Origin of the sequence: Variovorax ureilyticus, assembly GCF_037889935.1 — a bacterium.
In the GTDB taxonomy this organism is placed as follows: domain Bacteria; phylum Pseudomonadota; class Gammaproteobacteria; order Burkholderiales; family Burkholderiaceae_C; genus Variovorax; species Variovorax ureilyticus.
Window position 1 is genome coordinate 492687 of sequence record NZ_JBBKZU010000001.1, and the last position, 13080, is coordinate 505766.

Consider the following 13080-nt stretch of genomic DNA (forward strand, 5'->3'; position numbering starts at 1 on the left):
TTCCTGAAGACTCACGCTCGCAGAGCTGCCTCGCGGCCCCTTCGCATGTCGATCGGCAGCAGCATCAGGAGGCCTGCAACGAACAGCACGGCGGTTGCAAGAATCGCAACGCGCTGGTTGCCACCGGTCGCCCATGTGATCAGGCCATAGCTCAACGGCCCGATGATGCTGGCCAACCGGGTCGCGAACGTCCACAGCCCGAAGAATTCGGCCAGTTGGCCGGGCGGCGCGAGGACACCCGTCATCGCGCGTCCTGCGGATTGGCTGGAGCCCATCGCCAGGCCGGCGATCGATGCGGCCCACCAGAAGCCGCCCTTGGTCGTCACCGACGCCGCGATCACGCACACGGCGATCCAGGCGAGCAGCGTGCCGGCCAGCGAACGCCTGTGTCCGATGCGATCCTGCCAGTAGCCGAAGACGAAAGCCCCGAGCGCCGCGGCGATGTTCAGGACGAAGATGAGGACCATCGTTTCGTTCGGGACGAAACCGATCACCTGTTCCGCATAGATCGCCGCCAGCGTGATCGCAACCGCCACGCCACCCTGGTAGGACACCGTGCAGGCCAGCAGCCACATGAAATCGCGGTACTTGCGAGCTTCGCGAAAGGTGCTGCGCAACTGCCGCCACGCGCTCGACTTCTCGGCGCGCGCCTGCGGCACCGCGCGCTCCGGCAGCAGGACGAAGGTCACGCACGCGGCGACACCATAGAGTACCGCGGTGATGAGCATCGTCACCGGCACGAAGTGGGCAGCCGGAAGTCCGCGGCTTTGCGCCCACAACACGTAGGCAAGGCACAGCCCCAGTGCCAGCATGCCGCCGATGTAGCCGAAGCCCCAGCCCCAGCCGCTGACCTTGCCCATGCCGTCGGCAGTCGCCAACTCGGGCAGGAAGGCACCGGTCAGCGACTCGCCATAGGAATAGAAGGTGTTGGAGAAGATCACCAGCGCCATCGCGACGAGGACGCCGCTGAATCCGTCCACGCGCGGCGTGAGAGCGAGGGCCGCGGTGCCGACGACGCACCCCGAGGTGGCCAGGATCAGCACCCGCTTCTTGGCTGCATGGAGATCGGCCCACGCGCCGATCGCGGGCATCGTCACCATCACGAGCCCATACGAGATGCTGAGCGCGAGAGTCCATGCAAAGGCGCCCCAGGGCGCTCCCTGGGCGATGCCGCCGACGAAGTAGGCCGCGAACACCGCGGTGATGACGACCGTGGTGTAGCCGGAGTTGGCGAAGTCGTACATCGCCCAGCCGAACACTTCACGTTTGCGAACGCCCGGCTGCAGGGCTGACTGGGGGAAAAGGGCCAAGCGACGTCTCCTCGAATAGATCGCCGCCGAGCATAGCGGAGCGGGCTGACCGCTCCGTGTCGCGAGTGACCGGGCGCGCCGCAGCGCGTGTCCTAGTGAAGGTGGCGCGGCCGGCGTCCACCGCCGTGGCCGCTGCCACCTGCGCCGCCCGTGCCACCACGCGGGCGCTTGCCGATCTCGAGGGAGTTCACGAGGGCGTCGAAGCGGTCGCCGAAGAGCTTGTCGATCTCCGCCACCACGCCGCCTAGCTCGGCACCGTCGAAGTGACGCTCCATCAGGTTCACGACGTCCTCGACGAGCAGGTCGCGCTGCACCTGCATGATCGCGGCGGGATTCGGCCCGACGAAGAGCATCAGGAAATCGTCGCGCGATTCTTGGTCCGGGTCGCCCTCTTCTTCATCGAAGTCGGTGTCGTAGAAGGTGACCTCCAGCGCGGCCCCCTGTTCCGACAGCTCGTTGAGCGCCATGCACATCTCGTCGAGCGCCTGGCGGAAGTCGTCGTCGCCCGCCACGGTCCAGCAGATCTGGAGCATGTGGTCCTTCTGCTCGAAGCGGATGCCCGGCTCTTCCTCGTAGACGCTGCTCGCGCCATCGGCGAGCGAACGTGCACCGGCGTACTTCCACAGCGGCTTGAGGGCTTCCTGAATCTGCTCGAAATTCACATCGGAGCGCAGCGGCACATCGCCATGCACATGGATTTCGAACGGAGCGTTATAGCGAGGCATGTCTTGCTCCCTTGTAATGTGGTGGTGCCCGGAACCGGGGTCGAACCGGTACGCCCCTTATGCAGGAAGCGGCGGATTTTAAGTCCGATGTGTCTACCAATTTCACCATCCGGGCTTCGGGTCGGATGTTGACGATACCCCAAACAAAAACAGTCCCGTCAATCTGGATTGGCGGGACTGCATTTTGAGACATGAGGATGGGGTGGAGGCGCGATCCGGAGTCGAACCGGACTAGACGGATTTGCAATCCGTTGCATAACCGCTTTGCTATCGCGCCGCTCTCGTTGCCGAGATCTTGAGCTCGCAGAACCTGCGAAAAAAAAGGAAGCTCCGGCTTCCTCTTTTAGAACTGGAGCGGGAAACGAGACTCGAACTCGCGACCTCAACCTTGGCAAGGTTGCGCTCTACCAACTGAGCTATTCCCGCATACTGCACCGATCACTGCAGAGCCTCGAATTATATAGCAATTTTTCGAGGCTCCACAAATCGCGGCAGCAATTTGGTCAGTGCTTCACCGACCCTTCGGCCGGTTGCGATGCGCGCTGCTTGGCCTGCTCTGCCATCGCCGCGGCGGACGCAGCAACCTCCTCGTCGGAAAGGGGCGTCGGGGTCTTCTCGAGCGCGATCTCGAGCACCTTGTCGATCCACTTCACCGGCACGATCTCGAGGCCGTTCTTCACGTTCTCGGGAATGTCCTGCAGGTCCTTCGCGTTCTCTTCGGGGATCAGCACCGTCTTGATGCCGCCGCGCAGCGCTGCCAGGAGCTTTTCCTTCAGCCCGCCGATGGCCGTGACTTCGCCGCGCAGGGTGATCTCGCCGGTCATCGCCACGTCCGCACGCACCGGAATGCCGGTCAGCGCCGAAACGAAAGCCGTGGTCATCGCGGCACCGGCGCTCGGGCCGTCTTTGGGCGTCGCGCCGTCAGGCACGTGGATGTGGATGTCACGCTTCTCGAAGACCTCGTCCTTGATGCCGAGCCGGCGCGCACGGCTGCGCACCACGGTGCGGGCCGCCTCGACCGATTCCTTCATCACGTCGCCGAGCGAACCCGTGCGGCTGATGACGCCCTTGCCAGGCATGGTGACGGCCTCGATCGTGAGCAGGTCACCGCCGACCTCCGTCCATGCCAGACCCACCACCTGCCCGACCTGGTTCTGCTTCTCGGCAAGACCGAAGGTGTACTTGCGCACGCCGAGGAAGTCGTTGAGGTTCTGGCCCGTCACGACGACTTTCGCCTCCATCTTCTTGAGCAGCAGGCCCTTGACCACCTTGCGGCAGATCTTCGACAGTTCCCGCTCGAGCGACCGCACGCCCGCTTCGCGGGTGTAGTAGCGCACGATGTCGCGCACCGCCTCTTCGGTGATGAGGAGTTCGTCCTCCTTCACGCCGTTGTTCTTCATCTGCTTGGGCAGCAGGTACTTCAGCGCGATGTGCGTCTTCTCGTCTTCGGTGTAGCCCGCGAGACGGATGACTTCCATCCGGTCCAGCAGCGCCGGCGGAATGTTCATCGAGTTCGATGTCGCAACGAACATCACGTCGGAGAGGTCGAAGTCGACCTCGACATAGTGGTCGCCGAAGGTGTGGTTCTGCTCGGGATCGAGCACCTCGAGCAGCGCGCTCGAAGGATCGCCGCGGAAGTCGGTTCCGAGCTTGTCGATCTCGTCGAGCAGGAACAGCGGGTTGCGCGTGCCCACCTTGCCAAGGCTCTGCAGCACCTTGCCCGGCAGCGCGCCGATGTAGGTGCGGCGGTGGCCGCGGATCTCGGCCTCGTCGCGCATGCCGCCCAGCGCCATGCGGGTGTACTTGCGGCCGGTCGCCTTGGCGATCGACTGCCCGAGCGAGGTCTTGCCGACGCCCGGCGGGCCCACGAGGCACAGGATGGGCGCCTTCACCTTGTCGACGCGCTGCTGCACCGCGAGATATTCGAGGATCCGGTCCTTGACCTTCTCGAGCCCGTAGTGGTCCTCGTTGAGCACCTCTTCCGCATGCGCGAGGTCGTGCTTGATCTTGGTCTTTTTGCTCCAGGGCAGGCCGATCAGCACATCGATGTAGTTGCGCACCACGGTGGCTTCGGCCGACATGGGCGACATCAGCTTGAGCTTCTTGAGTTCGCTCTCGGCCTTCTTGAGCGCGTCCTTGGGCATCTTGGCGAGCTTGATCTTCTTCTCGATCTCCTCGATGTCCGCACCCTCTTCGCCTTCGCCCAGCTCCTTCTGGATCGCCTTGACCTGCTCGTTCAGGTAGAAGTCGCGCTGATTCTTCTCCATCTGGCGCTTCACGCGGCCGCGGATCTTCTTGTCGACGTTGAGGATGTCGACCTCGCGCTCCAGTTGCCCGAACAGGTTCTCCAGACGCTCCTTGATGTCGTCCAGGTCCAGCACCGCCTGCTTGTTGTCGAGCTTCAGCGGCAGATGGGCCGCGATGGTGTCGGCCAGCCGCCCCGGGTCATCGATGCTCGAGATCGACGTGAGGATCTCGGGCGGAATCTTCTTGTTCAGCTTGACGTACTGGTCGAACTGCTGCATCACCGCGCGGCGCAATGCCTCGATCTCGGTCGCCTTCTGGGTGGTGGTGTCCGCCGGCTCGACCGGCGTCACGTTCGCCGAGAAATGCGTTTCGCTGTCGTCGATGCGGTTGACGCGCGCACGCTGCTGGCCTTCGACCAGCACCTTCACCGTCCCGTCGGGCAGCTTCAGCATCTGGAGGATCGTCGAGATGCAGCCCACCTCGAACATGTCTTCGACCGACGGTTCGTCCTTGGCGGCGGCTTTCTGCGCCACCAGCATGATGCGGCGCTCCGCTTCCATCGCCAGTTCGAGCGCCTTGATGCTCTTGGGACGGCCGACGAACAACGGGATGACCATGTGGGGGAACACGACCACGTCGCGCAGCGGCAGCAGCGGCAGGTCGAGTTCGGTTGCAGGCAGGGGGGTATGACCGGACATGGGGATCCTTTACTTGATCATGGAAAGATGGTCGGCCGCACGCGCTTTTCAAGCCCGCGATGGCGGATTTCGACGAATGACGCCGGACGCCTGTTTCAAAGCGGCCGGCCGCGTGGTCATCACGCCTTCTTCGCGGCTTCGCGGTAGACGAGCAGCGGAGGCTTGTTCTCGTCGATGGTCGATTCTTCGACCACCACCTTGTCGACATTGGTCGCGTTCGGAAGCTCGAACATCGTGTCGATCAGCGACTGCTCCAGGATCGAACGCAATCCGCGGGCACCCGTCTTGCGCGCAAGCGCCTTGCGGGCAATCGCCTTGAGCGCGGCCGGACGGATCTCGAGGTCCACGCCTTCCATCTGCAGCAGCTTGGTGAACTGCTTGACGACGGCATTCTTCGGCTCGGTCAGGATCTGGACCAGCGCATCCTCCGAGAGCTCTGCCAACGACGCCACGACCGGCATCCGTCCGACGAGTTCTGGAATCAGGCCGAACTTGATCAGGTCCTCGGGCTCGACCTCGCGGAACACCTCGGTGAGGCTGCGCTGCTGCTTGCTCTTGACCGACGCGCCGAAGCCGATGCCCGACGCCTCGGTGCGGTTCTCGATGACCTTCTCGAGGCCCGCGAACGCACCGCCGCAGATGAACAGGATGTTGGTCGTGTCGATCTGCAGGAAATCCTGGTTGGGATGCTTGCGTCCGCCCTGCGGCGGCACGCTGGCCATGGTGCCTTCGATCAACTTCAGCAGCGCCTGCTGCACACCTTCGCCCGACACGTCGCGGGTGATCGACGGGTTGTCGGACTTGCGCGAGATCTTGTCGATTTCGTCGATGTAGACGATGCCGCGCTGCGCACGCTCGACTTCGTAGTTGCAGCTCTGGAGCAGCTTCTGGATGATGTTCTCGACGTCCTCGCCGACGTAGCCAGCCTCGGTCAGGGTCGTCGCGTCCGCCATCACGAAAGGCACGTCCAGCATGCGCGCCAGGGTTTGCGCCAGCAGCGTCTTGCCCGAACCCGTCGGGCCAATCAGCAGGATGTTGCTCTTGCTCAACTCGACGTCGTCGCCCTTGGCCTTGTCCTTGTGGCGCAGGCGCTTGTAGTGGTTGTAGACGGCCACCGACAACATCCGCTTGGCCGGCTCCTGGCCGATCACGTAGTTGTCGAGGTTGGCCTTGATTTCCGACGGGGTCGGGAGATCGCTGCGGGACTCGCGCGATTCCTCGCCCGTGGGCAGCTCGTCACGAATGATCTCGTTGCAGAGATCGATGCACTCGTCGCAAATGAAGACCGAAGGCCCCGCGATCAGCTTCTTGACCTCGTGCTGACTTTTCCCGCAGAACGAGCAGTAAAGCGTTTTTTCGCTGGAGGAGCCTTTTTTTTCGGCCATGGACAAATGCCTCGTAACAGGGGTTTTAACAATGATAGCGAAACAAAAACGGCGTCCCCCGTGTGGGAAAACGCCGTCGTTGCTCGGGCGCCTTGCGCGGCGGTCAGCTGCGCTTGGAGATCACCTGGTCGATCAGCCCGTACTCCTTCGATTCGTCGGCCGTCAGGAAGTAGTCGCGCTCGGTGTCGCGGGCAATCTTTTCGAACGATTGGCCGGTGCGCTCGGCCAGGATGCGGTTCATCTGCTCGCGGGTCTTCAGGATGTCGCGGGCATGAATCTCGATGTCCGTGGCTTGACCGCGTGCGCCGCCGAGCACCTGGTGGATCATGATCTTCGAGTTCGGCAGCGAGAAGCGCTTGCCCTTCTCGCCAGCCGCCAGCAGGAACGCGCCCATGCTGGCCGCGAAGCCGATGCAAAGGGTCGACACGTCAGGCTTGATGAACTGCATGGTGTCGTAGATCGCCATGCCCGCGCTCACGCTGCCGCCCGGGGAGTTGATGTAGAACGAGATGTCCTTGTCGGGGTTCTCGCTCTCTAGGAACAGGAGCTGCGCCACCACCAGATTGGCGGTCTGGTCGTTGACCTCGCCGACCAGGAAGATCACCCGCTCCTTGAGCAGGCGCGAATAGATGTCGTAGGACCGCTCGCCCCGACCCGACTGCTCGATGACCATCGGGACCATGCCGAGGCCTTGAATTTCCTGTGCGCTCATGATTGCTCTCCAGAGGGATTTGGACTGTACCCAGACGAAATGGGGCTCGTGCCACAAAGCACAAGCCCCATGGATTTCAGCCTTGCGGCCGCGATCAGCCCTGTTGGGCCATCAGCTCGTCGAAGGATACCGACTTCTCGTTGACCTTCGCCTTGCCCAGCACGAAATCGGTCACGTTGTTCTCGATCACCACGGCCTCGACTTCCGCCAGGCGGCGGTTGTCGCTGAAGTACCAGCGCACGACGTCGGCCGGCTTCTCGTAGCTGGCGGCGAGTTCGTCGACGTGGGCCTTGATCTGCTCGGGCTTGGCCTGGAGATCGTTGGCGCGGACCAGTTCGGCCACGACGAGGCCCAGGCGCACCCGGCGCTCGGCCTGCGGACGGAACACATCATCGGGAATCGGCGCCTTGTCGGCGTCCTTGATGCCGCGCTGCTTCAGTTCGGCGCGGGCGCCTTCGATCATGCGGTCGACTTCGGCCTGCACGCTGGCGTTGGGGAGGTCCAGTTCGGCGTTGGCGATGAGCGCGTCCATCACGGCGTTCTTGTTGCGCGCGAGGAGACGGAACTTGACCTCGCGCTCGAGGTTGCGCTTGATGTCGGCGCGCAGGCCTTCGACCGTGGCGTCGGCGATGCCGAGCGACTTGGCGAACTGCTCGTTGACTTCAGGCAGGTTCGAGGATTCGATCTTCTTCACGGTGACCATGAAGTCGGCCTGCTTGCCGGCCACGTCCTTGCCGTGGTAGTCGGCCGGGAACGACAGCGGGAAGGTGCGGCTGTCGCCGGCCTTCAGGCCGCGAACGGCGTCCTCGAATTCCTTGAGCATCTGGCCTTCGCCGACGATGAACTGGAAGTCGTCGGCCTTGCCGCCCTGGAAGGGTTCGCCGTCGATCTTGCCTTCGAAATCGACCGTCACGCGGTCGCCGTCCTGAACGGCGGCGTCCTGCGCGCGCTGCGCGAAGGTGCGGCGCTGCTTGCGCAGGATGTCGAGCGTCTTGTCGATGGCGTCGTCGCCGACGTCGGCGCTGAGCTTTTCGACTTCGGCGCCCGACAGGTCATTGATCTTGACCTCGGGGAAGACTTCGAAGATCGCGTCGAACGCGAGCTGGCCCTCGGGCGACTCTTCCTTCTCGGTGATGCGCGGCTGGCCGGCGACGCGCAGCTTGGCTTCGTTGGCCGCTTGCGAGAAGGCCTCGCCGACCTTGTCGTTCATGACCTCGTAGTGAACCGAGTAACCGTAGCGCTGGGCCACGACGTTCATCGGCACCTTGCCTGGGCGGAAGCCGTCCATCTTCACGGTGCGAGCCAGCTTCTTGAGGCGCGAATCGACCTCGGACTGGATGGCGCCGACGGGCAGCGTCAGCGTGATCTTGCGCTCGAGCTTCTCGAGGGTTTCAACGTTCACGGTCATTAGAGTCTTCCTTGTGAGGGGTCTTTTGCTGGTGCGCGGGGCCGGACTCGAACCGGCACGCCATTGCTGGCGTCAGGACCTAAACCTGGTGCGTCTACCAATTTCGCCACCCGCGCGGTTCCAGTGTTTTCAGGTGATGAATACCCGAAGGCGGCCCGCGGGCCGCCTTCGTTCATTCGCGAGCGGACGGCTTTGAAAGTCGTCCGCCTGAAATCGGTCAACCGCGCATTTTAAACGCGAACGAGGGCCACCTCCGCTTCGACGGCAGGGTTTCTCTCTTCGCGCCTGACGCGGAACCATGCCGCATACATCGCCGGCAGTGCCAGCAGGGTCAGGACGGTCGCGACGATGAGGCCTCCCATGATGGCCACTGCCATGGGGCCCCAGAACACGCTGCGCGACAGCGGAATCATCGCCAGCACGGCAGCAGCGGCGGTGAGCACGATCGGCCGCAGACGGCGCACCGCCGACTCGACGATCGCGTCCCACGTCGGCACGCCGGCCGCGCGGTCGTGCTCGATCTGGTCGATCAGGATCACCGCGTTGCGCTGGATCATGCCCATCAATGCGATCACGCCCAGCAGCGCGACGAAACCGAAAGGCCTGTTCAGCGCCAGCAGCGCGCCCGCCACGCCGACGATGCCCAGCGGACCCGTGATGAACACCAGCACCGAGCGGCTGAAGCTGTGCAGTTGGAGCATCAGCAGCGTGAACGTGAGGAACAGCATGATCGGCACGCCGGCCACGATCGATGCCGAGCCCTTGCTGCTCTCCTCCACCGCGCCGGCCACCTCGATGCGATAGGCACCCTGTCCTGCGGCGTGCCATCTGGCTTCGAGCTCGCGCAGCCTGGGAAGGAGCTGTTCGGTCACGGTCGCACCCTGCAGCCCTTCGACGATGTCGCCCTGCACCGTGATCGCGTAGTCGCGGTTCTCGCGCCACATCACGCCCGGCTCCCAGGTGAAGACCGGCCTGGCGATCTGGGTCAGCGGGATGGAGCGGCCCGAGCTGGTGGGGAGATAAGCGTTGCCGATGTCCGAGATCGCCTCGCGCTCGTCCGGCGACTGGCGCAGCACGATGTCGATGAGGCGGTCGTTCTCGCGATACTGCCCGACGGTGGTGCCGCTGAACATGGTCCGCGACGCCTGCGCGATCGCCTGGCTGGTCACGCCGAGGGCTCGTGCCTTGTCCTGGTCGACTTCGAGGCGGATCACCTTCACCGACTCGTTCCAGTTGTCGTTGACGCCGCGCATGTTCGGGTTCTCGCGCATCACGGCCTTGACCTCATCGGCACGCGCGCGAAGCTCGGACGGCTCGGTGCCGATCACGCGGAACTGCACCGGATAGGGCACCGGCGGCCCGTTCGGCAGCAGCTTCACGCGGCCGCGCGCCTCGGGAAACTCCTGCGCCAGGAGGCCCGGAAGCTTCAGCCGCAAGGTCTCGCGGTAGTGCAGGTCCTGAGCGAGCACGATCAATTGCGAGACGTTGGTCTGCGGGAACACCTGGTCCAGCGGCAGGTAGAAGCGCGGCACGCCCGAGCCAATCCAGCTCGTGACCGTCGAGACACCCTCTTCCTTGCGCAACCGCTGCTCGACGCGCCGGGCGACTTCCTCGTTCGCGGCGAACGAGGTGCCTTCCGGGAACCACAGGTCCACGAGGATCTCCGGGCGGCTCGAATCGGGGAAGAACTGCTGCTGGACCTTGCCCATGCCGACGATGCCGAGCCCGAACATCAGCACGGTCGCGCCGATGGTGATCCAGCGGTGCGCCACGCACCAGTCCACCGTGCGGCGGAAGGTGTTGTAGAACGGGCTGTCGAAGAGTTCGTGCGGAGGCGCATCGGGGTCATGCGGCTTCACCTTCAGGATGATCGTCCCGAGATACGGCACGAAGTACACCGACACCAGCCAGCTCAACACCAGCGCGATCACGGTCACCGCGAAGATCGCGAAGGTGTACTCGCCCGTCACCGACTTCGCGATGCCGATCGGGAGGAATCCCGCCGCCGTGATCAGCGTGCCGGTCAGCATCGGCTTCGCAGTGACGTCGTAGGCGAAGGTCGCGGCGCGCACCTTGTCGTAACCCTCCTCCATCTTCCGCACCATCATCTCGACCGCGATGATCGCGTCGTCCACCAGCAGGCCGAGCGCGATGATCAGCGACCCCAGCGAGATCTTGTGCAGCCCGATGCCGAAGTAGTTCATCGCGAGGAAGGTCACCGCGAGCACGAGCGGAATCGTGATCGCCACCACCAGCCCCGGCCGGATGTCGATGTACCAGCCGAAGCGCCCACCCTTGTGCAGGCCGAGCGAGATGAAGCTCACCGCGAGCACGATCGCCACAGCTTCGATCAGCACGTGCACGAACTCGTTGACCGAGCGCGACACCGAAACCGGCTGGTCCTGCACCTGCACGAGCTTCACGCCGAGCGGCAATTGCTTTTCGATCTGGTCGGTCGCGCTCTGCAACGACTTGCCGAGCGCGATGATGTCGCCGCCCTTGGCCATCGATACGCCGAGCGCGATCACTTCCTTGCCCTCGTGCCGCACCTTGACGGACGGCGGATCGACGTAGGCGCGATGGATCTCCGCGAGATCGCCGAGACGCATCTGGTTGCCCGAGCTCCCGCGGATCGGCATGGCGCGCAACTGCTCGACGTTCGTGAACTGCCCAGCCACGCGCACCTGCACGATGTCCTGCGGGGCCTGGATGGTGCCGGCGCTCTCGACGGCATTCTGCGAACCGAGCTGCGCGAGCACGTTGCTGAAATCGAGTCCGAGCTGGGCAAGACGCTTCTGCGAGACTTCGATGAAGATCTTCTCGTCCTGCACTCCGAACTGCTCGACCTTGGCGACATCCTTCACGCGCAGCAGGCGCTGGCGCACATCGTCGGCAAAGTTCTTGAGCTCGGCGTACGAGAAGCCTTCGCTCTCCAGCGCATAGATCACCCCGTAGACATCACCGAAGTCGTCGTTGAAGAACGGCCCCTGCACGCCCGCCGGGAGCGTGTAGCGCATGTCGCCGATCTTCTTGCGCACCGTGTACCAGACGTTCGCCACGTCGCCCGGCGGCGAGGAGTCCTTGATCTGGAAGATGATCTGCGACTCGCCGGGCTTGGAATAGCTGCGGATCTTGTCCGCGTACGGCGCCTCCTGCAGGGTGCGTTCGAGCTTGTCGGTCACCTGCTCGGCCACCTGCTGCGCGGTGGCGCCGGGCCAGTAGGTGCGGACCACCATCGCACGGAAAGTGAACGGCGGGTCTTCGTCCTGCCCGAGCTGGAAGTAGGACGCGAATCCCAGCAGCATCAGCACCAGCATCAGGTAGCGGGTGAGCGCCGAGTGATCGAGCGCCCATTTCGAGAGGTTGAAGCCGGTCTTGCCGGCGCCGGCGTTGGAGGACGTCATCGAGCCGTCCTCAGCGCGCAGCAACCGGGGCGATGGGCGTGCGTACCGCAGTGGCCGCGGTTTCCGCCGCCGGCGCGGCCGAACGGTCCTGGTAGATCGTGACTTTCTGGCCAGGCTGAAGCACGTGCACGCCCGCTGCGACCACCAGCATGCCGGGCTCCAGCCCGCGGGCGATCACCGCCTCGTTGCCGTCGGCGGTCATCACGTCGACCGCCTGCGAACGCACGGTCATCGTGGACTTGTCGAGGACCCAGACGGCGGTTCCCTTGCCTTCCTGCCGAAGGGCGCTCGTCGGCACCTTCAGAACCGGTGCGCCGCTGGCAGACAGTGCCTTCGGCCGCGCATAGACGGTGGCGCCAAGTGCCGGCGCGGTCGCGGGATCCACGGTCACCTTGACGGTGTAGGTGCGCGTGACCGCATCGGCACTGGCGGCGACTTCCCGCACCTGGCCTTGGAATTCGCTGTCGTTGGACCATCCACGGACCACGACGGGCGAACCAGCCTTGATCCGGCCCGCCTTGTCTTCCGGCACTGCAAACACCACGTCCCGTGCGCCGTCCTGGGCCACGCGCACGACCGGCGCGCCGGCAGCGACCACCTGCCCCGGCTCGGCCTCGATGGCGGTGATGATGCCCGGCACGTCGGCCACGAGCGTGGTGTAGTTGGCCTGATTGCCCTGGGTCGTCAGTTGGGCCTGCGCCTGTTCGAGTTGGGCCTGCGCGGCCTTGAAGGTGGTTTCTCGGCGCTCCAGATCCGCGCCGCTGATGAAGTTCTGCGCGCGCAGCTCGCGATAGCGCTTGAGGTCCGCAGCGGCGAGATCCCGGTTGGTGAGCGCGGCGGCATGCTGGGCACGGGCCGCCTCCGCCGCGAGCTGGTAGTCCTGCGGATCCAACTGGGCCAGTACCTGTCCAGCCTGCACATGCTGGCCCAGTTCGGCCTGACGTCTGGTGATCTTGCCCGCGACGCGGAAGCCGAGCCGCGATTCGACCCGGGCCCGCACCTCGCCCGAGAACTCGGGCTCGGTGTCATAGGCGCTCACGCCGACCGCGATCACCTTGACGGCACGGACCGGCTCTTCGGCAGCAGGAGGACGGGAGCAGCCTGCCAGAACGAGCGCGGCGACCAATGCGCCGAGGCAGAGCGGGACCCGGAGATGCGATGAGGCGGTCATGAATCACCCTTGAAAGACAG

At 64.5% G+C, this 13080-nt stretch carries 8 protein-coding genes and 4 tRNA genes; all 12 read right to left on the reverse strand.

Annotated features, from left to right (window positions below):
* Positions 1–11 precede the first annotated feature (11 nt).
* Positions 12–1310 carry an MFS transporter gene (locus WKW77_RS02390; RefSeq protein WP_340355213.1) on the reverse strand — a complete coding sequence of 433 codons (1299 nt, stop codon included), beginning with the start codon at positions 1308–1310 and terminating at the stop codon, positions 12–14.
* 92 nt (positions 1311–1402) lie between these two features.
* Entirely contained in the window at positions 1403–2035 is a 633-nt protein-coding gene (locus WKW77_RS02395; RefSeq protein WP_340355214.1) for a DUF6806 family protein, read from the reverse strand.
* Between the two features lie 22 nt (positions 2036–2057).
* Positions 2058–2150, reverse strand: a tRNA-Leu gene (locus tag WKW77_RS02400).
* Between the two features lie 88 nt (positions 2151–2238).
* Positions 2239–2312, reverse strand: a tRNA-Cys gene (locus tag WKW77_RS02405).
* A gap of 73 nt (positions 2313–2385) precedes the next feature.
* Positions 2386–2461 (reverse strand) — tRNA-Gly (locus tag WKW77_RS02410).
* Positions 2462–2538: 77 nt separating this feature from the next.
* Positions 2539–4980, reverse strand: coding sequence for an endopeptidase La (gene lon, locus WKW77_RS02415; RefSeq protein WP_340355215.1), 2442 nt, complete (start codon positions 4978–4980; stop codon positions 2539–2541).
* A gap of 119 nt (positions 4981–5099) precedes the next feature.
* Positions 5100–6365, reverse strand: coding sequence for an ATP-dependent Clp protease ATP-binding subunit ClpX (gene clpX, locus WKW77_RS02420; protein WP_340355216.1), 1266 nt, complete (start codon positions 6363–6365; stop codon positions 5100–5102).
* 103 nt (positions 6366–6468) lie between these two features.
* A complete protein-coding gene (gene clpP, locus WKW77_RS02425) occupies positions 6469–7077 on the reverse strand; it encodes an ATP-dependent Clp endopeptidase proteolytic subunit ClpP (RefSeq protein ID WP_340355217.1) in 609 nt (202 codons plus the stop codon).
* A 94-nt stretch (positions 7078–7171) separates the two neighbouring features.
* Positions 7172–8485 carry a trigger factor gene (gene tig, locus WKW77_RS02430; RefSeq protein ID WP_340355218.1) on the reverse strand — a complete coding sequence of 438 codons (1314 nt, stop codon included), beginning with the start codon at positions 8483–8485 and terminating at the stop codon, positions 7172–7174.
* A 29-nt stretch (positions 8486–8514) separates the two neighbouring features.
* A tRNA-Leu gene (locus WKW77_RS02435) sits at positions 8515–8601 on the reverse strand.
* Positions 8602–8715: 114 nt separating this feature from the next.
* Positions 8716–11889 carry an efflux RND transporter permease subunit gene (locus tag WKW77_RS02440; RefSeq protein ID WP_340355219.1) on the reverse strand — a complete coding sequence of 1058 codons (3174 nt, stop codon included), beginning with the start codon at positions 11887–11889 and terminating at the stop codon, positions 8716–8718.
* 10 nt (positions 11890–11899) lie between these two features.
* Positions 11900–13060 carry an efflux RND transporter periplasmic adaptor subunit gene (locus WKW77_RS02445; protein WP_340355220.1) on the reverse strand — a complete coding sequence of 387 codons (1161 nt, stop codon included), beginning with the start codon at positions 13058–13060 and terminating at the stop codon, positions 11900–11902.
* Positions 13061–13080 lie beyond the last annotated feature (20 nt).